At 71.1% G+C, this 23,734-nt stretch carries 19 protein-coding genes; 5 read left to right on the top strand and 14 right to left on the bottom strand.

Going from position 1 to position 23,734, the window contains the following annotated elements; translation table 11 throughout:
- Positions 1-360 precede the first annotated feature (360 nt).
- From QLQ12_RS20720 to QLQ12_RS20705, 4 genes are read right to left on the bottom strand one after another with little or no spacing between them, the layout of a single operon-like run.
- Positions 361-2,556, bottom strand: coding sequence for an MMPL family transporter (locus QLQ12_RS20720; RefSeq protein ID WP_282761875.1), 2,196 nt, complete (start codon positions 2,554-2,556; stop codon positions 361-363).
- Positions 2,557-2,613: 57 nt separating this feature from the next.
- Complete coding sequence (locus QLQ12_RS20715; RefSeq protein WP_282761874.1) at positions 2,614-3,174, bottom strand: TetR/AcrR family transcriptional regulator; 561 nt, start codon at positions 3,172-3,174, stop codon at positions 2,614-2,616.
- 38 nt (positions 3,175-3,212) lie between these two features.
- Positions 3,213-3,983 (bottom strand): hypothetical protein, encoded by a 771-nt coding sequence (locus QLQ12_RS20710; protein ID WP_282761873.1) that lies wholly within the window; start codon positions 3,981-3,983, stop codon positions 3,213-3,215.
- Positions 3,980-5,551 (bottom strand): AAA domain-containing protein, encoded by a 1,572-nt coding sequence (locus QLQ12_RS20705; RefSeq protein WP_282761872.1) that lies wholly within the window; start codon positions 5,549-5,551, stop codon positions 3,980-3,982. The genes QLQ12_RS20710 and QLQ12_RS20705 overlap by 4 nt, the downstream gene beginning before the upstream one ends.
- Positions 5,552-5,640: 89 nt before the next feature.
- Here QLQ12_RS20705 and QLQ12_RS20700 point away from each other — a divergent pair, with 89 nt between their 5' ends.
- Positions 5,641-7,269 (top strand): amidohydrolase, encoded by a 1,629-nt coding sequence (locus tag QLQ12_RS20700; RefSeq protein ID WP_282761871.1) that lies wholly within the window; start codon positions 5,641-5,643, stop codon positions 7,267-7,269.
- A 3-nt stretch (positions 7,270-7,272) separates the two neighbouring features.
- Here the strand turns inward: QLQ12_RS20700 and QLQ12_RS20695 are convergent, their stop codons facing one another.
- On the bottom strand, positions 7,273-7,920 hold the full coding sequence (locus QLQ12_RS20695; protein ID WP_282761870.1) for a hypothetical protein: 648 nt from the start codon (positions 7,918-7,920) through the stop codon (positions 7,273-7,275).
- A 249-nt stretch (positions 7,921-8,169) separates the two neighbouring features.
- Here QLQ12_RS20695 and QLQ12_RS20690 point away from each other — a divergent pair, with 249 nt between their 5' ends.
- Complete coding sequence (locus QLQ12_RS20690) at positions 8,170-8,877, top strand: laminin G domain-containing protein (protein WP_282761869.1); 708 nt, start codon at positions 8,170-8,172, stop codon at positions 8,875-8,877.
- A gap of 39 nt (positions 8,878-8,916) precedes the next feature.
- Here QLQ12_RS20690 and araA read toward each other — a convergent pair whose 3' ends face one another.
- From araA to QLQ12_RS20660, 6 genes are all read right to left on the bottom strand, one after another.
- Positions 8,917-10,401, bottom strand: a complete 1,485-nt coding sequence (gene araA, locus QLQ12_RS20685; RefSeq protein ID WP_282761868.1) for an L-arabinose isomerase — start codon at positions 10,399-10,401, stop codon at positions 8,917-8,919.
- Positions 10,398-12,032 carry a ribulokinase gene (gene araB / locus QLQ12_RS20680; protein ID WP_282761867.1) on the bottom strand — a complete coding sequence of 545 codons (1,635 nt, stop codon included), beginning with the start codon at positions 12,030-12,032 and terminating at the stop codon, positions 10,398-10,400. Before araB ends, araA begins: the two co-directional genes overlap by 4 nt.
- Positions 12,033-12,037: 5 nt before the next feature.
- Positions 12,038-13,063 (bottom strand): galactofuranose ABC transporter, permease protein YjfF, encoded by a 1,026-nt coding sequence (gene yjfF / locus QLQ12_RS20675; RefSeq protein WP_282762013.1) that lies wholly within the window; start codon positions 13,061-13,063, stop codon positions 12,038-12,040.
- Positions 13,064-13,068: 5 nt separating this feature from the next.
- A complete protein-coding gene (locus QLQ12_RS20670; protein WP_282761866.1) occupies positions 13,069-14,088 on the bottom strand; it encodes an ABC transporter permease in 1,020 nt (339 codons plus the stop codon).
- A complete protein-coding gene (locus tag QLQ12_RS20665; protein ID WP_282761865.1) occupies positions 14,085-15,611 on the bottom strand; it encodes a sugar ABC transporter ATP-binding protein in 1,527 nt (508 codons plus the stop codon). Before QLQ12_RS20665 ends, QLQ12_RS20670 begins: the two co-directional genes overlap by 4 nt.
- A gap of 66 nt (positions 15,612-15,677) precedes the next feature.
- Positions 15,678-16,649: an ABC transporter substrate-binding protein gene (locus QLQ12_RS20660; RefSeq protein ID WP_282761864.1), complete on the bottom strand. Its 972-nt coding sequence runs from the start codon at positions 16,647-16,649 to the stop codon at positions 15,678-15,680.
- Positions 16,650-16,985: 336 nt separating this feature from the next.
- On the opposite strand from QLQ12_RS20660, the gene QLQ12_RS20655 reads away from it, so the two are divergent.
- The 3 genes from QLQ12_RS20655 to araD all read left to right on the top strand — a co-directional run bounded on the left by QLQ12_RS20655 (position 16,986) and on the right by araD (position 19,800).
- Positions 16,986-17,978: a LacI family DNA-binding transcriptional regulator gene (locus tag QLQ12_RS20655; RefSeq protein ID WP_282761863.1), complete on the top strand. Its 993-nt coding sequence runs from the start codon at positions 16,986-16,988 to the stop codon at positions 17,976-17,978.
- A 269-nt stretch (positions 17,979-18,247) separates the two neighbouring features.
- Positions 18,248-18,949 (top strand): hypothetical protein, encoded by a 702-nt coding sequence (locus QLQ12_RS20650; protein ID WP_282761862.1) that lies wholly within the window; start codon positions 18,248-18,250, stop codon positions 18,947-18,949.
- A gap of 143 nt (positions 18,950-19,092) precedes the next feature.
- The gene (araD, locus tag QLQ12_RS20645) at positions 19,093-19,800 is read left to right on the top strand and encodes an L-ribulose-5-phosphate 4-epimerase AraD (RefSeq protein ID WP_282761861.1); all 708 of its coding nucleotides are present in this window, start codon (positions 19,093-19,095) and stop codon (positions 19,798-19,800) included.
- A 173-nt stretch (positions 19,801-19,973) separates the two neighbouring features.
- Here the strand turns inward: araD and pstS are convergent, their stop codons facing one another.
- From pstS to QLQ12_RS20630, 3 genes are all read right to left on the bottom strand, one after another.
- Positions 19,974-21,020 (bottom strand): phosphate ABC transporter substrate-binding protein PstS, encoded by a 1,047-nt coding sequence (gene pstS, locus QLQ12_RS20640; protein WP_282761860.1) that lies wholly within the window; start codon positions 21,018-21,020, stop codon positions 19,974-19,976.
- Positions 21,021-21,052: 32 nt separating this feature from the next.
- Entirely contained in the window at positions 21,053-22,393 is a 1,341-nt protein-coding gene (locus QLQ12_RS20635) for a hypothetical protein (RefSeq protein ID WP_282761859.1), read from the bottom strand.
- A gap of 77 nt (positions 22,394-22,470) precedes the next feature.
- Complete coding sequence (locus QLQ12_RS20630; RefSeq protein ID WP_282761858.1) at positions 22,471-23,673, bottom strand: esterase-like activity of phytase family protein; 1,203 nt, start codon at positions 23,671-23,673, stop codon at positions 22,471-22,473.
- Between the last annotated feature and the right edge of the window lie 61 nt (positions 23,674-23,734).

The raw sequence follows: 23,734 nt of genomic DNA, 5'->3' as shown, positions 1-23,734 counted from the left end.
CGTGGCGTGGCGTGGCGTGGCGTGGCTGGACGACGGCTGGCGGGCTCCGCCGCGTCCCGGCCGTAGCACAGCCCCGGAATCAACCGGTCGTGAGGCGACTGGCCGACGGCTGGCAAACCCCGCCTGACCCCAGCCGTAGCGCATGCCGGAATCCGCCCCGTCCTGAAGCGGCTAGGCAACGGCTGGTCGGCGGTCAGCCGTACTGAAGCGGCGGTTTGGCGGTATCTCCCCGCCGGGCTGGGGCGGAAAGACCGCGAGCCGTAGCTGACACACCTCATCCGGGAAAGGAAGGAGCGCCAGGTACGGCTCGCGGGTCGGGCGGGATGGGGAAAGGGCGTCAGGTACGGCTCGCGGGTGGGGTCAGACGGTGGTGGGGACGGGCTGGTCGTCGGGGACCGGGGCGGTGGCTCCGGGCGACGGGGAGCGGCGTTCGAGGGCGGCGCCCTCGACGTCGAGTGCCGGGAGCCAGCGCAGCCACGACGGCAGCCACCAGGCGGAACGGCCGAGCAGGGCGAGCGCCGCCGGGACCGCGATCATGCGGACGATGAAGGCGTCGAAGGCGATGCCGACCGCGAGGGCGAAGGCGATCGGCTTGATGGTGTCGTTGCCCTCGGGGACGAACGCGGCGAACACCGCGAACATGATGGTCGCCGCGGCGATGACGACCGGGGCGGCCTGCCGGAAACCGGTGACGATGGCCTGCTGGGGTGCGGCGCCGTGGGCATGCGCCTCGTGCATACGGGAGACCAGGAAGACCTGGTAGTCCATCGCCAGGCCGAACAGGATGCCGACGATGATGATCGGCGCGAGGCTGAGGATCGGGCCGGTGGAGCCGGCGTTGACGGCGTCGGCGGCCCAGCCCCACTGGAAGACCGCGACCGTCGCGCCGAAGGCGGCGCCGATGGTGAGCAGGAAGCCGAGCACGCCGATCACCGGCACCAGCAGCGACCGGAAGACCAGCACCAGCAGCACGAACGCGAGTCCGACGACCAAGGCCAGGTAGACCGGGAGGGCGTCGTTGAGCTTCTGCGACACGTCGATGCTGACCGCGGTGCTGCCGGTGACGTAGACCTGCGCGCCGGCGGCGTCAGCGACCTGGTCACGGATGGCGTGCACCAGGTCGACGGTCTTCTGGTCCTCGGGGCCGGACGACGGGATGATCGTGATCAGGGCCGCGGAACCGGCCTGGTTCGGCGTGGCGGGCAGGGCCATCGCGACGTCGGGCAGGGCGGCGACCTGCTTCTGCACCTCGGTGGCGTGGGCGGCCGAGTTCGAGCCGTCGATCAGGATGAGCAGCGGGCTGCTGATGCCGGGGCCGAACCGGCTGTCGATGATCGCCTGGGCCCGCGCCTGGGTGGTGCCCTCGGCGGCGCGCTGGGCAAGGGTGGTCTTCATCGAGAAGAACGGGATGGCGATGACGGCCAGCGTCGCGACCGCGACGATCAGGCTGAGCCAGCGCTGTTGGGTGACCAGGTTCGCCCAACCGCGGATGAAGCCGCGACCCTCGGTGAAGCCGGACGAGGCCGGGACGCCACGCAGCTTGCGCGGCAGGGCGCGGACGCCGATGAACCCGAGGATGGCCGGCACCAGGGTGATCGCGACTGCGACGGCGATCACGATGGTGGCCGCGGCGGCGATGCCCATCTCGCTGAGGAACGGGATGCCGACGATCGACAGGCCGGCCAGGGCGATGACCACGGTGAGGCCGGCGGTGACGACGGCCGCGCCGGCGGTGCCGACGCTCATCGCGGCGGCGGCCTCGACCGGCAGGCCGCGGCGCAGTTCGTGCCGGAACCGGGTGACGATGAACAGCGCGTAGTCGATGCCGACGGCGAGGCCGAGCATGACCGCGAGGATCGGGGTGGTGGACTGCAAGTCGACGAAGCCGGTCAAGGTGACGATGCCGGCCGCGCCGATGCCGACGCCGACGATCGCGGTCAGCAGGTTCATGCCGGCGGCGACCAGCGAGCCGTAGGTGAGGGCGAGCACGATCAGGGCGACCACGACGCCGAGGATCTCGGAGGCGCCGCCGATGTCGGCCGGGTTGCTCAGTGCCTCACCGCGGGCCTCGACGGTCAGGCCACCGGAACGGGCCCGCTCGATCGCCGCTGTGATCGCCTCCCGCTGCTCGTCGGTGACCTCGGAGGGCTGCACCGGGTAGGTGACCGAACTGTAGGCGGCCGCCTGGTCCCGGGAGACCGCCGGCGCCTTCGGGTCGAGCGGGTCGCTCGCGTCGACCGCGCCGGGCAGCTTGCCGAGGTCGGCGACGATGCCGGCGACCTTCGCCGCGTTCGCCGGGTCGGTGATCTTCTGACCGGCCGGGGCTTCCAGCACCACCTGGACGGTGGCGCCCGCCGCGGCGTCGCCGAACCTCTCCTTCATCAGCGACAGCGCGGTGGTCGACTCCTGGCCGGGGATGCTGAACGTGTTGGCGGTGGCGCCGGAGAGGGTGCCGGCGCCGACCCCGACGGCGACGAGCGCCACCAGCCAGGCGATCGTGACGAGTATGCGGTGCCGAACTGACGCCAGCCCGAGCCGATGCAGCAGCGTTGCCATGAGGGATTCCCTTTGTCGCGGGTTTCGGTGGAGAGCGGGGTTCAGCGAGAAGCGGATTCAGCGCGGGCGCGGGTGCCCGAGCGCGTCGTAGGCCACCTCGACGAGGCAGGCCGTCGCCCCGGGCGTGAGGTGGTCGCGCAGGGCGACGCTGGCCACCGCGAGCGCGCCGAGCGCCCCGGTGATCCGCAGCTCCCGGGTGGTGTCGGCGTGCAGGTCGTCGCCGAAGGCGTCGGCGAGGGCCTGCCCGATCACATCGAGGGCTTGGCCGATCTCACTCTCCGGTTCGCTGAGCAGACTGGAGAGCAGCAACGCGACGACGCCGGGCTGGCCCACGGCGAGCTGTGCCATGGCGGTGAGCACGGCTCTGTCACGCTCCGGCCCGGCCGGGAGAGCGGCGACGCCGGAGCCGGTGTCGCGGATCTGCTCCACACACCGGTCGACCACCGCCGCCTGCAGCGCCTCCTTGGTGGGGAAACGGTGCAGCAGGCCGGTCTTGGAGTAGCCCACCGTGTCCGCGATCCGCTGGATCGACGTCTCCTTGAATCCGTGCCGGGCGAACAGGTGCGCCGCCGCGTCGAGGATCTCGTCGTCGATCTGCTGCTTCGTGGGACGGGGCATGCCGACCACCGTAGACCGTTATGGACCATGCTGGTCCGTCAGGGACCGTGGCGGTCCCCACACTGCGGAAGGTTAAGATCCGATTCCCCAGCGCAACGTCGATAAACCTGCAAAAGGTATGGATCGGGCCCGTCCACGGCCTTCCCGAAGACCAGCGGATCGTCCTCGCACTCGACGAGGTAGACCGGCAGCCACACCGCCCGCGGCTCGGACGGCTCGATCTCGACCGGCACCGCCGGCCCGGTGAACTCGGCCACGTCAGCCCGGCTCAGCAGGTGGCGCACCGCGTCCGGCGCGAGCGTCGCCCGAGCCGGGACCGGCGCGAAGACGGTGCCGTCCGGCAGGGTCAGCGCCGGCTCGCCCAGCCACACCGCGTGGACGGCGTGGGCCCAGGGGACCGGTTCGGCGGCGCCGCCGTCGAACCGCAGCGCCAGCCGCCGGCCCGGCGACAGGTGGTACCGGCGGCCGTCCGCCATCGATCGGCGGCCCAGCGCGGTCAGGGTGATCGTGCCCGCGTCCCGGCGCACGTGGCCGATCCCCTCCAGGAACCGTGCCGCCCGCTCCACCAGCACCGGCTCCACCCCGAAGAACACGGCCAGTTCCCCGACGCCGGACAGTCCGGCCTCGGCCACCGCGCGGGTCAGATAACGGTCGAACACGTCGTACGCGTGGGCTTCCCGGACCGTGGCCACCACCTCGACCGCCCACATCGGCAGCAACAGCGGCACGAACCGCCGGGGCCGGACCCCGGGTAAGGCGCCCACCCGCCGGACGACCTCCCGTAACGGCAGATGCGCGGCCTCGGTCACCAGCCGGTCACCGCCCGGTTCCCGGCCGGCGCCAGGACCTCGACCCGCTCGAACACGCTGCCGGTGAGCAGGCCCGACAGCACACCCGCGTCGGCGCCGGCCGGGCAGCGTGCGGCCAGCCAGGCCCGGACCACCTCGGCGTCGCGCAGCGGCGGACGGCGGCTCTCACCGACCAGCACCGCCCGGCGGGCCCGGACCATCGGCACGAGCGCCGCCGGGACCGGCACCTGACACGCGTCCTCCATGACGAGCAGATCGAATTCCAGGTCGCCGTGCTCAGGACGGCCGGCACCGAGACAGGTGGTGGCGACGACGTCGGCATATCGCAGCAACTCGGCGTGCAGCTGGCGAGTCGGGCGGGCGGCCCGCTGGCGCCACTCGCGCAGCAACCCGGCCCGGCCACGCAGCACCGGTTCGAGTTCGTGGCAGCGGCCGGCGAGGCCGGCCAGGCTCTCGGCGTCGGCCGTCCAGCCGGGCACGTCGGCGACACCGTCGAGCAGCCTGGTCAGGTGGTGCGCGGAGCGCTCCGCGGACTCCAGCGCGCGCTCGGCGGCGACCTCGGCGAACGCGGCCCGGTCGGCCGCCGCGCGCACGGTGGCGTCCTGCTCCACCTCTTGCGTCAGAAGGTGAGCGCTCTCGTCGTACGCCGCATGGGCCTGGTGTGACGCCGAGCGGGCGGCGGCGGCGAGCCGGACCGCCTCGCCGAGCCGATGCCGCAGGCCGTTGATCTGCCACCGGCGGAGCCAGGTGGCCTCGGCCCGCCGCATCGCCGCGGCGAGCAGGTCGACCTGCCCGGCGGTCTGCGCGACGGCACGCCCGGCGGCCTCCAGCAAGAGGGCGCGCTCGCGCAACGGGGCGCCGAGCCGGTTCCGTGCCGCCCGCGCGGCCGCGTCGTGGTGCGCGGCGGCCCGGTCGGCGCGCTCGCGGGCCTCGGCCGCCTCGGCCAGCGCGGTGGTCAGCCGGCGCAGCCAGCCCATCGCCGGGGACGGTTCGCCGAGCCAGGGATCGAGAGCGTGGACGGCGGACTGCGAACGAGCCAGGATGCGCTGCTGGACGCCCGCCGCCGCGGCGGCCAGGCTGCCGGGACCCGCTCCGGCGTGGTCGGCGCCGGCGTCCAGGCGCAGCACCGTGGCGCCGGCCGGCAGGCGGGCCAGGAGCACCTCGACGGCGGGCGTCGCCGGGGCGGTGAGAAGCACCCGCTCGCCGCGTTCCGCGGCGGAGCGCACGATCTCCACCACGGCCATGGTGCGTGTCGTGCCGGGCGGTGCGGTCAGCAGGAACAGATCGGGTACGGCGAGCGCCCGGCTCACCTCGTCGGCGCCCGGCACGGCCGCGCCCAGGGCGGCGAACCGGCCCTCGGCCAGCAGCGGCAGCAGCCCCGGGTTGGCGGTGGCGCCGGAGCGCAGCCGCAGGATCGCCTGGCGCTGGACCCGCTCGTCGAGGCCGGCGTCGCGCGCGCCGGGGACCGGACCGAGTTCGCGGGCGGCGGCGACGGCCAGCTCCAGGGCGGCGCAGAACCCCTCGTTCCGGTACGGCGCGTGTTCTAGATCGACAAGGGTCGACGCCATCCGCCAACCATAGTTGCGCCCCTTGCGGGCATCCAGACACCGCACGATTGAATGAGTAGTCGAACCGCGCGCACAGATCGGAGCCGCTGATGGCTCGTCCCTACGCTGACCTTCTCTTCACCGGGGGGCCGGTGTTCACCGCCGGCGGCGGCCCGGCCACCTCGGTGGCGGTCCGCGACGGCCGGATCCTCGCGGCCGGCAACGATCTGCGTGACCTGACCGGTCCGTCCACTGAGGTGGTCGATCTGGCCGGCCGTCTGCTGCTGCCCGGTTTCCAGGACGCGCACGTGCACGCCGTGATGGGCGGCGTCGAGCTGAACCAGTGCGACCTGACCGAGACCACCGATCTGGACGAGTACCTGCGGCGGGTCGCCGCCTATGCCGAGGCTCACCCGGGCGACGGGTGGATCGTGGGCGGTGGCTGGTCGATGGAGACGTTCCCCGGCGGGGTGCCGGCCAAGGAGCTGCTGGACCGGATCGTCCCGGGCCGCCCGGTGTTCCTGGCGAACCGCGACCACCACGGCGCCTGGGTGAACAGCCGTGCCCTGGAGCTGGCCGGGATCACCGCGGACACCCCGGACCCGGCGCACGGCCGGATCGACCGGGCGGCCGACGGGACTCCCGCGGGCGGGCTGCAGGAGGGCGCGATGGAGCTGGTCACGCCGCTGCTGCCGGAGGTGACCACGGCCGACCGGATCGCCGCGCTCCGGCGCGCCCAGCGGCTGCTGCACTCGCTCGGCGTCACCGCCTGGCAGGACGCCATGGTCTGTGCGACCAACGGCTACCCGGAGGTGTCCGACGCCTACCTGGCCGCGGCGTCCGAGGGGTGGCTGACCGCGTCGGTGGTCGGCGCGCTCTGGTGGGACCGGGACCGCGGCGCCGAGCAGATCCCGGAGCTGCTGGCGCACCGGGAGCGGCTCACCGTGGGCCGGCTGCGCTGCGACAGTGTGAAGCTGATGCTGGACGGGGTGGCGGAGAACTTCACCGCCGCGATGACGAGGCCGTACCGGGACGCGTGCGGGTGCGCGACCACCAACCGGGGACTGTCCTTCATCGACCCGGCGCGGCTGCCCGGCTATGTCACGGAACTCGACGGGCACGGTTTCCAGGTGCACTTCCACGCGCTCGGCGACCGGGCGGTCCGCGACGGGCTGGACGCGGTGGCGGCGGCCCGGGCGGCGAACGGCTTCCGCGACACCCGGCCGCACCTGGCCCACCTGCAGGTGGTGCATCCGGACGATGTGCCGCGGTTCCGGCGGCTGGGGGCGACGGCGAACCTGCAGGCGTACTGGGCGGCGCACGAGCCGCAGATGGACGACCTGACCATCCCGTTCCTGGACCCGGCTCTCGTGGACCGGCAGTACCCGTTCGGCGACCTGTGGCGGGCCGGGGCGCACCTGGCCGCCGGCAGCGACTGGCCGGTCAGCACGCCGGACCCCATCCAGGCGATCCACGTCGCGGTGAACCGGATCCACCACGGCGAGGACGACGAGCCGTTCCTGCCGGAGCAGCGGCTGGACCTGGCCACGGCGCTGACCGCGTACACCGCCGGGTCGGCGTGGGTGAACCGGCTCGACGACACCGGCACGATCCGGCCGGGCAACCGGGCCGATCTGGTGGTGCTCGACCGTGACCCGTTCGCCGCGCCGCCGGAGGAGATCGCCGAGACCCGGGTGGCGCTCACCTACATCGACGGCAAGCGCGTCCACCCGGTGTAGGAGCTAGTCCTCGTCCTCGTCCGGCTCCTCGGCGTCCTTCTTCTCGGCGGTCTGCGCGTGCCGGGCCGGCTGGGCCGGGGCCGCCTCGAGGACCTCGGCGACCGGCTCCTCCTCGACGTACTCGTTCATCTGCGGCGCGTCCACCCAGAGGGCGCGCAGCTGGCTCTGCATGAACGCGGTGAGCCGGCCGCGGTATTCGCGGTCGAACTGTTCGAGGGCTTCGATCTGCTGCTGCAGGGCCTCGCGCTTGGCGCCGAGGCTGCCGACCACGTCGTCGTAGCGCTGCTGCGCCTGGTTCTTGAGCTGTTCGGCGCCGGCGGCCGCGTCGGCGTTGACCGTCTCGGCCCGGGCGCGGGCGTCGGCGACGATCTTCTCCGCGGTACGCCGGGCCTCCTCGGCGCGGGACTGGGCGTCCCGGGCCGTCTGCTCGGCGCCGGCGCGAGCCTCGGCCAGCACCCGGTCGGCTTCCCGGCGCACGTTGCCGGCGTGGGCCTGGGCGTCACGCGCGATCTGCTCGGCCGCGGCCAGAGCGTCCGTACGGATCTTGTCCGCGTGGTGCTGGGCGCTCGCCACGTGCTCCTCGGCGGTGCGCTGCGCGAGGGCCAGCACCTGCAGCGCCTGGTTCGGCAGGCCGGGGTTGGGGGCGATCACCGCATGCTCCGAAGTATCACTGTTCGTCCCATTGAGCAGCACTTCGACACGATCCTTACTTGAGGGGTGAGGCTTGCGCAGGGCGTCCGGCCGAACTGCTGGGGGGGGGAGCCGGAGCCATGATCGGCGGATGCTACCAAGCCGATACGGCCGCAGGCGAGGGCTCGAATTCCGGTCATTAATAAGAAATGAGACAAGAACCACATTAAGCTCAAACGACTCACTGCCCCGACGTCCGGAGGACGAGTCATGGGACACCGCCGCGCACTGGCCGCCATCGCACTGCTGACCTGCCTGCTCACCGGCGCCGCCGTCCCCGCTCACGCCGCGTCCGCCCACGTCATGGCCGTCTGGGCGATGAACGAGACCGCCGGAAGCACCTGGATGACCGACGCCGGCGGGCGCGGTCACCACGGACAGATCGGCCGAGAGGTCGGTACAGGTCTGGCCACCGGGTACGAGTCCGGCTACCGGTTCGAACGGCTGGAGCCGGACACTCCGCCCGCCCGGCCGGGCCATGTGGTCAGCGTGGCCGACCACTCGGACCTCGATCCCGGCGAGCGCGACTTCGCGGTGACGATGCGCCTGCGAACCACCCACAAGTTCGGCAACATCATCCAGAAGGGCCAGGCCACGGTCACCGGCGGAAGCTGGAAGGTGCAGATCCCGAACGGCCGGGCGACCTGCACGTACCGCGGCTCCAAGGGAACCATCGAGCTGATCGCGCCGTACAAGATCAATGATGGGGTCTGGCACGTGGTCCGCTGCGTGCGGCTGCGCCAGGGGGTCTTCCTGTCCATCGACGGCCGGCAGGCCGCCGTGCGGGAGGGCTGGACCGGGACGATCGACAACCAGTGGCCGGTGTCGATCGGTGGCAAACTGGACTGCGACCAGGTCGAGGTCGGCTGCGACTACTACGCCGGCGACCTCGACTGGGTGACCGTCGAGGCAGCCTGACCTCGTCGAAGAACGCCGTCAGGCTGCCTCACACCGGATCTAGCGGCCGAAACCGCGGGCCAAGCGGTGGTACGCCTGGTTCCAGCGCACCTCCTTGACGAACGACCGGGTCGTGGTCGCCTCGTCGATCACCAGAAGCTCGGTGCCGATCATCTCGGCCAGGTCGGCCAGCTCCTCCACACCGACCGCCGACGACAGCACGGTGTGGTGCGGGCCGCCCGCGGTCAGCCAGCACTCGGCCGACGTGGACAGCGACGGGGCCGGCTTCCAGACCGCCCGGGCGACCGGCAGCTTCGGCAGCGGCGCGGTCGGCGGAACGACCTCGATCTCGTTGGCGACCAGGCGGAACCGCTCACCCAGGTCGGCCAGGCCGAGCACCACGGCCTTGCCGGGAGCGGCGTCGAAGACCAGGCGGACCGGGTCCTCACGGCCGCCGATGCCGAGCGGGTGGATCTCCAGCATCGGCTTGGACGCGGCGATCGACGGGCACACCTCGAGCATGTGGGCGCCGAGGATGACCTCGTTGCCCGGGGTCAGGTCGTAGGTGTAGTCCTCCATGAAGGACGTGCCGCCGGCCGGAGCCATCGCCTTCAGCGTGTGCACCAGGACCGACGTCTTCCAGTCGCCCTCGCCGCCGAAGCCGTAACCGTCGGCCATCAGGCGCTGGACCGCGAGGCCCGGCAGCTGGCGCAGCCCGCCCAAGTCCTCGAAGTTCGAGGTGAACGCCCGGAAGCCGCCCTCGGTGAGGAACTGCCGCAGGCCCAGCTCGATGCGGGCGCCGTAACGCAGCGACTCCAGCCGCTCGCCGAGCAGCTCCGGGGCCACCTCGTAGGTGTCCTGGTACTCCTCGACCAGCTTGTCGATCTCGGCGTCACCGATCTGGTCCACCACCGCGACCAGGTCGTTCACCCCGTACGTGTTGACCGAGACACCGAACCGCAGCTGAGCCTCGACCTTGTCGCCCTCGGTGACCGCGACGTCGCGCATGTTGTCGCCGAACCGGGCCAGCTTGAGGGTGCGCATCGCCGAGTAGCCGCGGGCCGCCTTCACCCAGGTGTCGATGCGGGCGACCACGGCCGGGTTGCTGACGTGGCCGGCCACCGTCTTGCGCGGCACCCCGAGGCGGGTCTCGATGAACCCGAACTCCCGGTCGCCGTGTGCGGCCTGGTTGAGGTTCATGAAGTCCATGTCGATCTCGGACCAGGGCAGTTCGACGTTGTGCTGGGTGTGCAGGTGCAGCAGCGGGGCACGCAGCGCGTCCAGGCCGGCGATCCACATCTTGGCCGGCGAGAACGTGTGCATCCAGGTGATCACGCCGAGCACGCCCGGCGTCGACGAGGCCCGGCGGCAGATGTCGAGGATCTGCTCGGCGCTGGTCAGCACCGGCTGCCAGACCACGTCCGCGTCGAGCTGCGCGTCCAGCTTCGCGGCGATCTCGCGGGACTGGGAGGCGACCTGATCCAGAGTCTCCGGGCCGTAGAGTCCCTGGCTGCCGGTCAGGAACCAGATTTCGGAGTTGCTCATTCTGCGCCTTCCTGGGTGGTACGGGCCGCGTCACGGATTCGACGCAGGCGGTGGGACATCTTGTCGATCACGCCGAACTGCTCGTGCAGCCGGTCGTACTCGGCGTAGAGCCGGTCGTACACGTCGGCGTCGGCCTCGTTCGGCTGGTAGACGCCGCGTTCGATGCGGCCCATCGACTGGGCCGCGGCACGGACGTCCGTGTACGCGCCCGCGGCGACCGCCGCGTGGATCGCCGACCCGACCGCGGGGGCCTGCTCGGACGGCGCCACGCTGATCGGCCGGCGCAGCACGTCGGCGTAGATCCGCATCACCAGGTCGTTGCGCTTCAGGCCGCCGGCCACGACGAACTCGGTGACCGGCACGCCGGCCTTCTCGAACGTCTCGACGATCTTGCGGGCGCCGAAGGCGGTGGCCTCGATCAGCGCCCGGTAGATCTCGTGCGGCCGGGTCGCCAGGGTCAGGCCCACGATCAGGCCGGACAGGTGGTGGTCCACCAGGGTCGAGCGGTTGCCGCTGTGCCAGTCGAGGGCGACCAGGCCGTGCGCGCCGGCCGGCTGCTTCGCGGCCTCCTCGGTCAGGCTCTGGTGGCTGTGCCCCTCGCCGAGCGTGTCGACGTACCACCCGAAGATGTCGCCGACGCCGCTCTGGCCGGCCTCGTAGCCGTACAGGCCGTCGATCACGCCGCCGTCGACGACGCCGCACATGCCGGGGACCTCGCGCAGTTCCGCCCCGTTCATGATGTGGCAGGTCGAGGTGCCCATGATCGCGACCATCTGGCCGGGTTCGAGAGCCTGCGCGGCGGCGTTGGTGACGTGGGCGTCCACGTTGCCGACCGCGACCGCGATGCCCTCCGGCAGCCCGGTCCACGCGGCGGCCTCGGCGGTCAGGCCGCCGGCCCGGCCGCCGAGCGGCGAGATCGGGTGCTCCAGGCGGGTCTCGCAGAAGTCCGCGAACGCCGGGTTCAGCTCGGCCAGGAACTCCCGGCTCGGATACTGCCCGTCCTGGTAGATGCCCTTGTAACCGGCCGTGCAGGCGTTCCGCGTCTCGTTGCCGGACAGCTGCCAGATGATCCAGTCGGCGGCCTCGATCCAGCGCTCGGTCGCGGCCCAGACCTCCGGGTCCTCCTCCAGCAGCTGCAACGCCTTCGCGAACTGCCACTCCGAGGAGATCTTGCCGCCGAACCGCGGCAGCCACGACTCGCCTCGCCGCTGCGCGACATCGTTGATGCGGTCCGCTTGCGGTTGGGCGGCGTGGTGCTTCCAGAGTTTGACGTACGCGTGACGCCGGCCCTTGAAGTCGTCGAGGCGGCACAGCGGTGTCCCGTCCGCCGTCGTCGGAAGAACCGTGCAGGCGGTGAAGTCGGTGCCGATCCCGATCACGTCGGCCGGGTCGATGCCCGCCGCCGCGATCGCCTCGGGCACCGCGATCCGCAGCACGTCCACATAGTCCTCGGGGTCCTGCAGGGCCCAGTCCGGCGGCAGGGTCTCACCCGTCGCCGGCAGGGTCCGCTCGATGACCGCGTGCTTGTACTCGTGCACCGCGGAGCCGAGCTCGGCCCCGTCGGCGACCCGGACGACCACGGCCCGTCCGGAGAGCGTCCCGTAGTCGACGCCGATGGTGTACTGCGACATGCGTGTCACTTAGCCTTTCTGGTGACGATCCGCTGCATCACGATGAAGGCGAAGAGCAGCACGCCGATGATGATCCGGGCCCAGGCCGAGTTCAGGCCGCCGTCGAAGTTGATGATCGTCCGGATCAGACCGGACACCAGAACCCCGAGCAGCGTTCCCCACACGAACCCGGAACCGCCGGTGAGCAGCACGCCACCGATGACGCAGGCGGCGATCGCGTCCAGTTCCAGGCCGTTGCCCTGCAGGGCCCAGCCGGAGGTGGAGTTGATGCTGAACAGCACGCCGCCGAGCGCCGCGCAGAAACCGCTGATGGTGTAGACGGCGATCTTGGTGCGACCGACCGGCAGGCCCATCAGCAGCGCCGAGTCGGCGTTGCCGCCGATCGCGTAGACGTTGCGGCCGAACCGGGTCCAGGCCAGCACGGCGGCGGCGATCAGCACGGCCAGCACGGCCACGATGGCGATCGGCTTGGTGACGACACCGTCCTCGCCGATCGGCAGCTCGATCCGGTAGTCCGAGATGGCCGTCCAGACCTTGTCCCGGATCGGGATCGAGTGCTGGTTGATGAACAGCGCCAGACCGCGGGCGAGGAAGAGCCCGGCCAGGGTGGCGATGAACGGCTCCACCTTGAAGAAATGGATCACCGCGCCCTGCCCCGCGCCGATCAGCGCGCCCAGCAGGAGCACCGCCGGCAGCACGACGAGCGGAGGCCAGCCGCCCTGCAGGAGCGTGGCGGTCAGCGTGGTGGTCAGCGAGATGACCGCGCCCACCGACAGGTCGATGCCACCGGTGAGGATCACGAAGGTCATGCCGACCGCGACCACCAGGAGCACCGCGTTGTCGCGGAACAGGTTGACGATGACGCTCGGGTCGTCGAAGTTGCGGTAGTTCGCCGCGCCCGCGCTGTACATGATCACGAGCAGCAACAGGGTGGCGAGAATCGGGACGTGCTTGGTGTTCGGCTTGTAGACCCGGCGCCGCTTGTTGAGCTCCGGACCGCCGCCGCCCTTGACAACGGGGGTCATGTCCATGGTGGTCATGCTGCTGCAACCTCTCGCGCGGCGGGACGCGACTTGAAGCGCCCGAAGACCTTCGCCCGGAAGTCCGGCGACTGGGACAGGCAGAGCGCGACCACCACGACGGCCTTGAACAACAGGTTCGCCTCCGGCCGGATGTCGATGGCGACGACCGTGACCGTCAGCGTCTGGATCAGGATCGCGCCGAGCACGGTGCCGGCGACGGAGAACCGGCCACCGATCAGGGCGGTGCCACCGATGACGACGGCCAGGATGGCGTCGAGCTCGATGAGGCTGCCGGCCGAGATGCTGTCCGCGCTCCTGATGTTGGCGCTGTAGATCAGGCCGGCCAGTCCGGCCAGGCCACCCGCCACCACGTACACCATGATGGTGATCCGCCGGGCGCCGATGCCGGCCAGCCGGCTGGCGGTCGGGCTGCCGCCGACCGACTCCAGCAGCAGACCGAGTGCGGTGCGCCGGGTCAGCAGGATGGTCAGCACCACCGCCGCCGCCGCGATCAGGAAGGCCACCGGTACGGCCAGGAAGAAGCCGGAGCCGAGTGTGGCGTACGGCTCCGACCGGACGTTGATGATCTGGCCCTCGGTGATGAGCTGGGCCACGCCGCGGCCGGCCACCATCAGGATCAGCGTCGCGATGATCGGCTGGATGCCGACGGCCGCGACCAGGACGCCGTTCCACAGGCCCAGCAGGAGCGAGGCGCCGATCGCGATACCGATGATCAGCAGCACCGAGCCGACGCTGTTCTGATCACCGAGCTCACTGATGAGCAGGCAGGCGACCGCGCCGGAGATGGCCATCACCGAGCCCACCGACAGGTCGATGCCGCCGGTGGCGATGACCAGCGTCATGCCGAGCGCCACCAGGATCAGCGGCGCGCTGCCGCGGAGGATGTCGATCAGGGTGCCGAAGAGGTGGCCGTCCTGGATCATGAGGAACTGCTGGGAGGTGAACATGTTGATGCCCAGCAGGATCGCCAGGATCAACGACGGCCAGAACAGCCGGTTCTTGAGGATGGTCATGAGGTTGCTCCGCTGGCGATGGTCTGCATGATGCGGTCGGCGTCGACGTCTGCGGTGTTCTCCAGCTTCTCGACCAGGCGCCGGTCCCGGAGGACCAGGATCTGGTGGCTCAGCCGGAGGACCTCTTCCAGTTCGGCGCTGACGAACAGCACCGCCATCCCGCCGTCGGACAGCTCGGCGACCAGCTTCTGGATCTCCGCCTTCGCGCCGACGTCGATGCCACGGGTCGGCTCATCGATGATCAGCAGCTTGGGTTCCGTGATCAGCCACCGAGCGAGCAGCACCTTCTGCTGGTTGCCGCCGCTCAGGTTGCGGACCGGGCGCTCCGGGTCGGCCGGGCGGATCTGCAGTGCCTTGATGTACTTGTCGACGATCTCGTCCTGCTTCTTCCGCGGGATCGGCCGGGTCCAGCCGCGCGAGGCCTGCAGGGCCAGGATGATGTTCTCCCGGACGCTCAGGTCACCGATGATGCCCTCGGTCCGCCGGTTCTCCGAGGAGAAGGCGATGCCGTGCTTCATCGCGACCTGCGGGCTGCGCAGGTTGACCGGCTTGCCGGCCACCTTCAGCTCGCCCTGGTCCGGCTTGTCCGCGCCGAAGAGCAGCCGGGCCAGTTCGGTGCGGCCCGAACCGAGCAGACCGGCCAGTCCGACCACCTCACCCTCGTGGATGGTCAGGTCGTACGGCGCGATGGCGCCGGTCCGGCCGAGGCCCTTCGCCTCCAGGACCGGCTGCGCCCCGGCAGCCCGCTCCCGGTTGCTCTGTGCCTTGTCCTCCAGGTCCTCCAGCGCGGCCAGTTCCTTGCCGATCATCTTCTCGACGAGCTGGACCTGGGAGAGCTCCTCGATCTTGTGCTCGCCGATCAACTGGCCGTTGCGCAGCACCGTGAGCCGGTCGGAGATCTCGTAGATCTGGTCCAGGAAGTGCGAGACGAACAGGATCGCCACGCCGGACTCCTTGAGCCGGCGCATGACCCGGAACAGCTGCTCGACCTCGGAGGCGTCGAGGCTGGAGGTCGGCTCATCGAGGATCAGCACACGGGCCTCGATGTCGACCGCGCGCGCGATGGCCACCATCTGCTGGATCGCCAGCGAGTAGGTGTCCAGCGGCGCCGACACGTCGAGGTCCAGTTCGAGCCGGGCGAGCAGCTCCGCGGCACGCCGCCGCATCTTGCCCCACTGGATCTTGCCGAACTTGCGGGGTTCGCGCCCGATGAAGATGTTTTCCGCGACCGAGAGGTTGGTGCAGAGGTTGACCTCTTGATAGACCGTGCTGACCCCGGCCTGCTGGGCCTGCAGGGGCCCGGAGATCCGCACCGGCGCGCCGCCGAGCTTGATCTCGCCACCGTCGATCTCGTAGACGCCGGTCAGCGTCTTGATCAGGGTGGACTTGCCGGCGCCGTTCTCGCCCATCAGGGCGTGAATCTCACCCGGGAACAAACGGAAGTCGACACCGTCGAGGGCGACGACGCCGGGGAAGACTTTTCGGATCCCGGTCATCTCGAGGACCGGAGGCTGCTCGCCCATTCTGGCTCCGTTTCGCGCGCCGGAGGCCGCCCCGGGTCGAGCCGGGGCGGCCTACGGGCGAATCAATCAGTACTTGCGGTTGGGGAGCTCGGTCTTGGCCTGCTCCGGCGTGAAGGTGCCCTCCTTGGTGAGGATCCGCTTCTCCACCGTCTCGCCCTTGTTGACCTTCTTGACGACCTCCATCAACTGGTCACCGAGGAGCGGGCTGCACTCGACGATGAAGTTGATCTTGCCCGCGGCGAGAGCCGTCATACCGTCCCGGACGGCGTCAACCGTGATGATCTTGATGTCCTTGCCGGGCACCTTGCCGGCGGCCTCGATCGCCTCGATGGCGCCCAGACCCATGTCGTCGTTGTGCGCGTAGAGCACGTCGATCTTCGGGGTGGACTGCAGGAAGGTCTCCATGACCGTCTTGCCGTCGGCGCGCTTGAAGTCACCGGTCTGCGTCTTGACGACCTTCAGGTTCGGGTTCGCCTTGATCTTCTCGGCGAAGCCGGTCTGCCGGTCGATGGCCGGCGCCGAGCCCGTGGTGCCCTGCAGCTCGACGATGTTGACGTCACCGGTCTTGCCCTCGTACTCCTTGGCCAGCCACTCACCGGCCTTCTCGCCCTCGACCTTGAAGTCCGAGCCGATGAAGGACTTGTACAGCGACGTGTCCTGCGAGTCGACGGCGCGGTCGGTCAGGATCACCGGGATGTTGGCGTCCTTGGCCTCCTTGAGCACCGCGTCCCAGCCGGAGGTGACCACCGGCGAGAAGGCGATGACGTCCACCTTCTGCGTGATGAAGCCACGGATGTCGCTGATCTGGTTCTCCTGCTTGCCCTGCGCGTCGGAGAACTTGAGCTCGATCCCGGCGGCCTTGGCGGACGCCTTGATCGACTCGGTGTTGGCGGTACGCCACCCGCTCTCGGCACCCACCTGGGAGAAGCCGAGGACGATCTTGTCGTCACCGCCACCCGTGGAGCCGGCTTCCTTGTCGCCACCGCAACCGGCGAGCGTGGACACGGCCAGGAGGCCACCCAACACCGCAACAGACATTGACCTGCGCACTACAACCTCCAGAAACTGTTACCGTTCACAAAATAAGCAGCGACTCGGGCTACCAGCCCAAACCCGCAGAGATCGGCGTCCTTCTGCGACCGCCGTCACAGCTTTCGTTTCGTGAGTGTTACCGTTCTCATCCCGCTCGTCAAGGGATCCGGATCTACGTTTCAGAACCGTTGCAAGAACGTCCACCTCACCCGTGGTGATCGACCCGAAGCTGCTAGGAATCGTCCAATGGCGACATCTGATCCGGTGCCGGATACTGAACCGGCTATCGACCCACCCGTGCCCGCTCCCCGGCCCAGATCGGGCAAGGAGCGCGGCAGCGTCATGCGTGACGTGGCCAAACTGGCCGGCGTCTCGCACCAGACCGTGTCCCGGGTGATCAACGAGCATCCCAACGTCCGCGCCGAGACCCGGGAACGGGTGCTCGCCGCGATGAGATCGCTCAACTACCGGCGCAACCTCGCGGCGCGCACCCTCGCCACCCGCGAGTCGCACACCCTCGGCATCGTCGGTTTCGAGACCACCCTCTTCGGGCCCGAGTCGATGCTCTACGGCATCGAGAGCGCCGCCCGCGCCGCCGGATACCTGGTCAGCGTCGCCACCGTCCGGGACCTGTCACACCGGCCGGTGCTGGAAGCCGTCGACCGGCTCGTCCAGCACGGCGTCGACGGGATCATCGCGATCGCCCCGAAACCGGCGGTCACCACGGCGCTCACCCACGCGCCGGCCGGGATCCCGTGCGTCGCGGTGGGTGGCGACGGCCGCGCCGGTTTTCCGACCGTACGGGTGGACAACGCGGCCGGAGCACGCCTGGCCACCCGGCATCTCCTCGACCTCGGGCACGCCACCGTGCACCACGCGGCGGGCCCGCTCGACTGGCCCGAGGCGCAAGCTCGGGTGGACGGCTGGCGGGAGACCCTGTACGCGGCCGGCGCCGTGGTCCCTCCGGTGACCGCCGGCTGGTGGGACGCCGCCGCCGGGTACGAGCAGGGCCGCCGCCTCGCGGAGGACCCGTCGGTGACGGCCGTCTTCTGCGCCAACGACCGCATCGCCCTCGGCGTGCTCCGCGCCATGCATGAGTCCGGCCGCCGGGTGCCCGACGACGTCAGCGTCACCGGCTTCGACGACATGCCCGACTCCGGGTTCTTCCTGCCCCCGCTGACCACCGTCCACCAGGACTTCGCGGAGCTGGGACGGCGTGCGCTGTCCCTGCTGCTGCGCCACATGGCCGTTCCCGACGGGGACAGCCCACCGGAGGACGTGGTGGTCGCCCCTCGCCTGACTCCCCGGGCGAGCGCCAGCCCACCCCGCCGTTGACCCGCCGGTCCGCCGCCGACCTGTTCGTTCACCCAGGAACTCCTCCCGGCGCGGGCCTCGCTCCGGGAGCGGCGCCCACACCCGGTCCGGAGCGGCGCCGCCGCCCCGGCCCGTGCGGGAGATCGACGGTGTCCTGAAGTCCCGGCAGACCATCGGAAACTCACCCGCATCGGTGACCAGCCGTTGCGAAGTCGCTGCACGCCGCTACAGTCCGAGAGGTGCTCAACGACGACACACCGCGAGCCGCGGTCACCGAGAGGCGGTGACCCTTGGCGTCCGGGGCGAGCGGGTGGTTCCGCCGCCGAACGCCGAGGCTCTCCGGCACCCTGCACATCCGTGACGCCACCGGCCGCGAGCTGGTGGTGCCGCTGCGGGGCCGGGCCTCGCTGCTGACCGCCGGCGGCACCGGGCTGCGCGGCTACGGCGAGGTCTGGGCCGTGCGGACCGGCACACCCACCGCGCAGACCGGCACACCGGCAGACCGGGCTGACACACCAGGCGGGGCCGGCACAGCGGATCGGGCCGACACACCAGGCCGAGCCGACACAGCAGATCTAGCCGACACACCAAACGGGGTTGGCACACCAGGCGGGGCCGGCACAGCGGATCGGGCCGGCACACCAGTGGACACCGGCGCGTCGGCGGAATCCGCCGACACGTCCCCGGACCAGACCAGGCTCATGATCGTCTACGGGCCGGCGGAATCCGCCGGGGACCGGCATTCCGGGCTCTGCGCCGCCGGCCAGACGGTCACGCTCGGCGGGGTCGACTTCACCTGGCGGGCCGTGCCGACCCCGGCCGTCCGGGTTCCGCGGCCACGGTCGGCGGCCCCGAACGTGCCCCGCAATCTACGTATACCGGTCGCGCGGAGCACCAACACCCGCGCCGAGCCGGTGCGGGCCGGCGGGCTCCGCGGCCGGATCCGCAACATGGTCCGCATCGTCACCCAGGTCAACCGGTCACCGGAGTAGCCTCAGAACCGCGAGACCTCCCCCGCCGTGTTGTCGTTAACACTCGGCCCGACGATCAAGTCCCTGGCGTTACGACCTTGTGTCATCACGCATGTGCTCCGCTATGGTGAGCGCTAACATCCGGCGGTCGAGGAGAAGACGACGTGACTTACGGTTCGACGGCCCTGCGCCGGGCCGTGCTGATGGCCAACCAGATGATCCCGAAGGCCGGGCTCGCCCAGCTGACCTGGGGCAACGTCAGTGGAGTCGACCGGGAGGCCGGTCTCTACGTGATCAAGCCGTCCGGTGTCGCCTACGACGACCTGACCGAGGACCACCTGGTCCCCGTCGACCTGCAGACCGGCAAGGTGCTCGACGGCGATCTGCGCCCGTCGGTGGACAGTGAGAGCCACCGCGCCTTCTACCTGGCCTGGCCCTCGATCGGCGGGGTCACCCACACGCACTCCACCAACGCCGTCGCCTTCGCGCAAGCCGACCGGGACGTGCCGGTGCTCGGCACCACGCACGCGGACACGTTCGACGGGCCGGTCCCGGTGACGCGCGGCCTCACCCCCGAGGAGTGCGCCACCGACTACGAGCTGAACACCGGCCGCGTCGTCATCGAGCGGATCGGCGACGACGCGGCCGCCGCCGGGATGCCCGCCGCGCTGGTCGCCAACCACGGCCCGTTCACCTGGGGCGCGACCCCGCTGAAGTCGGTCGAGCACGGCATCATCCTCGAGGCGGTCGCCGAGATGGCGATCAAGACGCTGGCGCTCAACCCGAACGCCGCCACCCCGCAGCACCTGCAGGAGCGCCACTTCAAGCGCAAGCACGGCCCGGGCGCCTACTACGGCAACCCCCGCCGGTAACGCACCGCCCCGGCGCGACCGGGCGCCGGCGGATCTGATCCGGCCGGCGCCCGACGCCGTACGTGCCGGCCGCGCGTTCCTCCGTGCCCGGACACGAATGCCCCCACGACGACGGAGCCCCGCGAATGCCCCGACGGCGGCGGACCGGCTTCGCCGTGCGGCGGGACCCGGCATCACCGGAGGGTGGCGATGGACCGGGCCACCTGGTCGCGGAGCGTGTCCGGCAAAGGCGCGTAGCCGGCCCGCTCGGCGGCCTCCTGGCCGGCAACGCCCGCCGCGTAGGCGAGGAAACTGCGGGCCGTCTCCGGAACCGCGGTGCGGCACACCAGCTCATAGGTCACCTGGACGATCGGATAGGCGTCCCCCGGCGCGACCGCGGGGTCGACCTCCAGGCGTAGATCGCCCTCGGAGCCGGTCACCCGGGCCGCGGCGATGGTCCGGGCGGCCGCATGGTCGGTGGGCAGGGTGAACCCACCGTCCGGGGTGCCGACCCGGGCGGTGGGCAGATCGATGACCCGGGCGTACGACGACTCGACATAACCGATCGCGCCGTCGGTGCGGGCGATCGCGGCGGCCACCCGGTGACTGCCGCGCTGCCCGATGCCGCCGGGGAGGGGCCATTCGCCGCTGGCGCCGTTCGTCCAGTCCGACGGGGCCGCGGCGGTGAGGTAGCGGAGGAAGTTGTCGGTGGTGCCCGAACTGTCGGAACGGTGCACGATCCGGATCTTCGTGGCCGGCAGGGCCGTACCCGTGTTGTCGCCGGCGATGGCCGGGTCGTTCCAGACGGTGATCCGGCCGCTGAAGATCTTGGCGATGTTCGGCGGCGTCAGCCGCAGGCCGTCGAGGCCGGCGACGTTGTAGGCGAGCGCGATCGGGCCGATCACCAGTGGCAGGTGCACGGCCGGGCCGGCGCCACAGCGCTCGTCGGCGCGCTGCTGGTCGGCGGCGTTCAGCGGGGTGTCGGTGCCGGCGAAGTCACCGGTCCCGGTCAGGAAGGCGCGAACCCCCGCGCCGGAGCCGGACCCGGTGTACTCGATCGCGGCGTCCGGACAGGCGATCTGGTAGGCCTTGATCCAGGCGTTGACCGCGTTGGTCTGCGCGGAGGAGCCCTGACCGGCGGCAACGCCCGCGGCGCAGGAGATCGGCGGCTCGGTGGCGGCGGGCGCCTCACAGCCCGCCAGCACCAGCGACGCCACGACAGCGACGGCACGCAGCCTCATATCGACGGTCCTTTCCCGGCGCACCCGGCCGGTCATCGGTATTCGGCCAGGCGCTTGCGTACACCGAAGGGAATGAGGGCGAGGACCACCGTGAGAACCACGCCGGGCAGGAAGGCCCAGCCGGTCAGGGTGATCTCCGCGGCGCGCAGCGCCCGGTCGAACTCCCGCTCACGCGCCCCGGTGGCGTCGGCGACGGAGGCGTCGAAGTAGGCGAAGTCGAACGCCGCGTCGCCGCGCCGGATGCCGGTGAGCAGGCGCACCGCCTCGGCTGTCTGCCCGGCGTCGGCCAGGGCGAGGATCCGCTCGTGGACGGTCCGGTAGGCGGTCCAGCGGCCGACCACGACGGAACCGGCCAGGCGGGGCAGGCCGCCGCGGGCGGACGCGGCGGTGGTGACCGTCTCGCCGCCGCCGTGCGGGTTTCCGGTGGTGGGTGCGGGCGCGGTGGCCCGGCAGGCGACCTCACCCGACAGGCAGGCCGACTTCGCGGTGAAGTCGTCCCGGTAGTAGGAGAGATTGGCGCTGATCACATAGCGGCCGGTGTCGGCGGCCGCGTCGTAGCCGAGGGCACGCAGCTCGGAGAGGGCCAGGTAGGGGCCGAGGCCGTCGTCCCGGCCGTCGGAGAGCAGCCGTGACTGCGACTGCAGAACGACCGTCGCGGAGACCAGGAGCAGCACACTGAGGACGGTGGCGATGGCCAGCGCCGGGTTCAGGGTGCGGCGGAAGCGGTGGGCCATCCACACCTGCAGGAGGATCAGCAGCGCCAGCAGCGCGCCGCCGAGAAGCACGGCGACGGTCATCCCGGTCGTTTCGGTGGCGGCCTTCTCGGCGTACGCGTCGTCGAGGCGCTCGATGCTCTTCTCCCGCAGTTCCCGCGCGTCCGGCAGCAGCCGCAGGTGCAGGTGGTTGGTGGCCTGCGTGTAGTAGCCGAGCGTGTCCGGGGTGGAGGCCGACGCGGTCAGAGCCTGGCCGACCCGTTGCCGGTAGACGGTGAGCCCGTCCATCAGGCGCAGCACGATCGCCCGTTCCGTCTCGCCGGTGCCGGTGGTCAGAGAGCGTTGCAGGTCCTGGTCGACCTGGTAACCGCGCTCCCGATAGGCGCCGAGCGCGTCGATGCGGCTGCCGGCGAGCTCGTCGCTGTCCCCGGCCAGCAGGATGCGGGTGACCTGGGCGTCGAGGTCGCTGAGTGCGAAGTAGAGGTCGGCGGAGGTGGCGGCCTGCGGCGCCGCCTCCTCGCCGATCAGGCGGACCTGCTCCCGCACACCGGTCATCACGAGGGTGAGGGCGATCAGCAGGACGACGGCCGCGCCCGTGGTGAGCGCGGCCAACAATCGGAGGCGCTCCGGCGTCGTGCGCCGGAGGAAAACTGCGGGCACGCCGTCACGGTAATTCACCGCCGCAATGGGAGTGACCGCGCGCCCGGGCGTTTACCCGCCATTAAGGAATCGTTTGCCTACCGGCCCTGAGCTGGAAAGATGCGCTTGTCGGGGTGCAGCGACGCCGGCAGCGCAATAGTGATCCACTCATTGTTGTCGGCGACTCCGGCGGTGCGGCCGCTGGAGAACGGGAAGTTGTTGTCGTTCAGCACCGCGACCGTCTTGTCATCGAGGATGACGACGTCCTCGATGGTCTGGAACGGGAAGGTGAACGTGGTGCCGAAGCCGCCGAGACGGCGCGGGTTGGCGATGTTCATCAGATCGACGAGCAGGGTCTTGTCGAGCAGGCCGTCGTGGTCGCGGTCGCGCTTGTCGGCGATGTAGAGGCGCTTGACGACGGCCGTGGCGCCCTGGCCGCCGTCCCGCTCGATGATCAGGAAGCGGTTCCCGTCGATCGCGATGGCGTCGCCGATGGCCAGGCCGGCGGCGCCGAGCCGGTAGACGTACGTCTTGCCGGTGTACCTGCCGCTGCGGGTGTCGAACTCGTTGAGCCGCAGGTCCCCGGCGGTGTCACCGGCGACCGAGCCTTCCAGCAGCGCGTAGAGGTACCGGCCGTCGGGCGACTCGGCGAGGCCCTCGAAGCCCTTGCTGCCGCCCAGGGTGGCGGTGGCGCCGGTGCGGGCGGCGGTCTCCGGGGCGGTCACTTTGTCGAGCGGGACGGGCGCGGCGAGCAGACGCCCGGCTCGGTCGAAGTGCAGCAGGTACGGCCCGAACTCGTCGCCGATCCAATAGGTGCCGTCGTCGGCCTTGACGATCGACTCGACGTCGAAGTCGGCGCCGGTCAGGGCCCGGTCGTCGCGGGTCAGCCTCCACGGCACGTGGCCGGCCGGGTCGGTCAGGTTGAGGCCGCCGACGACGTCCACGGTGCCGCCGGCCTTCGCGGGCGCGAGCCGCTGGACGCGCAGCAGGAAGTCGGCCGAGTTGGCCTGGTTGCCGTACCCGTTGTCGGAGAGCACGTCGAAGCTGCCGTCGCCGTTGTTCGCGATACCGGAGAAGCCCTGGACCGGCTGGTCGGCGAAGGGCACCGGGAACCCGTTGGTGTTGCCGGTGACGAGGCTCCCGGACGGCTCGCTGCCGGGCACGAAGGTGGCGGCCGGAAGGGAGGCGAACGCGGTCAGGGTCGGCGTGGTGACGTGGGCGTGGCCGCCGGCCCGGGCCGCGCCGGCCAGCGTCAGGGTGAGGACCAGCGCCAGCGATCCGCTGTAGACGATCTTTCGCATGTGGCCGCACCTTAGGGAACACGGATGAACCGGGGCCGACGACACGGTGGCGTCCGGCGCA

Source organism: Actinoplanes sandaracinus (assembly GCF_030009775.1).
Lineage (GTDB): Bacteria > Actinomycetota > Actinomycetes > Mycobacteriales > Micromonosporaceae > Actinoplanes > Actinoplanes sandaracinus.
Note: the sequence above shows the minus strand (reverse complement) of the source record. Positions and strands in the feature narration are given on the sequence as shown.

Excerpts from the sequence above, each read along its gene's own strand:
- QLQ12_RS20670 (WP_282761866.1), bottom strand. The coding sequence starts at position 14,088 with ATGACCATCCTCAAGAACCGGCTGTTCTGGCCGTCGTTGATCCTGGCG.
- QLQ12_RS20630 (WP_282761858.1), bottom strand. The coding sequence starts at position 23,673 with ATGCGAAAGATCGTCTACAGCGGATCGCTGGCGCTGGTCCTCACCCTG.
- QLQ12_RS20655 (WP_282761863.1), top strand. The coding sequence starts at position 16,986 with ATGCGTGACGTGGCCAAACTGGCCGGCGTCTCGCACCAGACCGTGTCC.
- araB (WP_282761867.1), bottom strand. The coding sequence starts at position 12,032 with ATGTCGCAGTACACCATCGGCGTCGACTACGGGACGCTCTCCGGACGG.
- QLQ12_RS20700 (WP_282761871.1), top strand. The coding sequence starts at position 5,641 with ATGGCTCGTCCCTACGCTGACCTTCTCTTCACCGGGGGGCCGGTGTTC.
- yjfF (WP_282762013.1), bottom strand. The coding sequence starts at position 13,063 with ATGGACATGACCCCCGTTGTCAAGGGCGGCGGCGGTCCGGAGCTCAAC.
- QLQ12_RS20720 (WP_282761875.1), bottom strand. The coding sequence starts at position 2,556 with ATGGCAACGCTGCTGCATCGGCTCGGGCTGGCGTCAGTTCGGCACCGC.
- QLQ12_RS20660 (WP_282761864.1), bottom strand. The coding sequence starts at position 16,649 with ATGTCTGTTGCGGTGTTGGGTGGCCTCCTGGCCGTGTCCACGCTCGCC.
- QLQ12_RS20690 (WP_282761869.1), top strand. The coding sequence starts at position 8,170 with ATGGGACACCGCCGCGCACTGGCCGCCATCGCACTGCTGACCTGCCTG.
- pstS (WP_282761860.1), bottom strand. The coding sequence starts at position 21,020 with ATGAGGCTGCGTGCCGTCGCTGTCGTGGCGTCGCTGGTGCTGGCGGGC.
- QLQ12_RS20715 (WP_282761874.1), bottom strand. The coding sequence starts at position 3,174 with ATGCCCCGTCCCACGAAGCAGCAGATCGACGACGAGATCCTCGACGCG.
- araA (WP_282761868.1), bottom strand. The coding sequence starts at position 10,401 with ATGAGCAACTCCGAAATCTGGTTCCTGACCGGCAGCCAGGGACTCTAC.
- QLQ12_RS20705 (WP_282761872.1), bottom strand. The coding sequence starts at position 5,551 with ATGGCGTCGACCCTTGTCGATCTAGAACACGCGCCGTACCGGAACGAG.
- QLQ12_RS20665 (WP_282761865.1), bottom strand. The coding sequence starts at position 15,611 with ATGGGCGAGCAGCCTCCGGTCCTCGAGATGACCGGGATCCGAAAAGTC.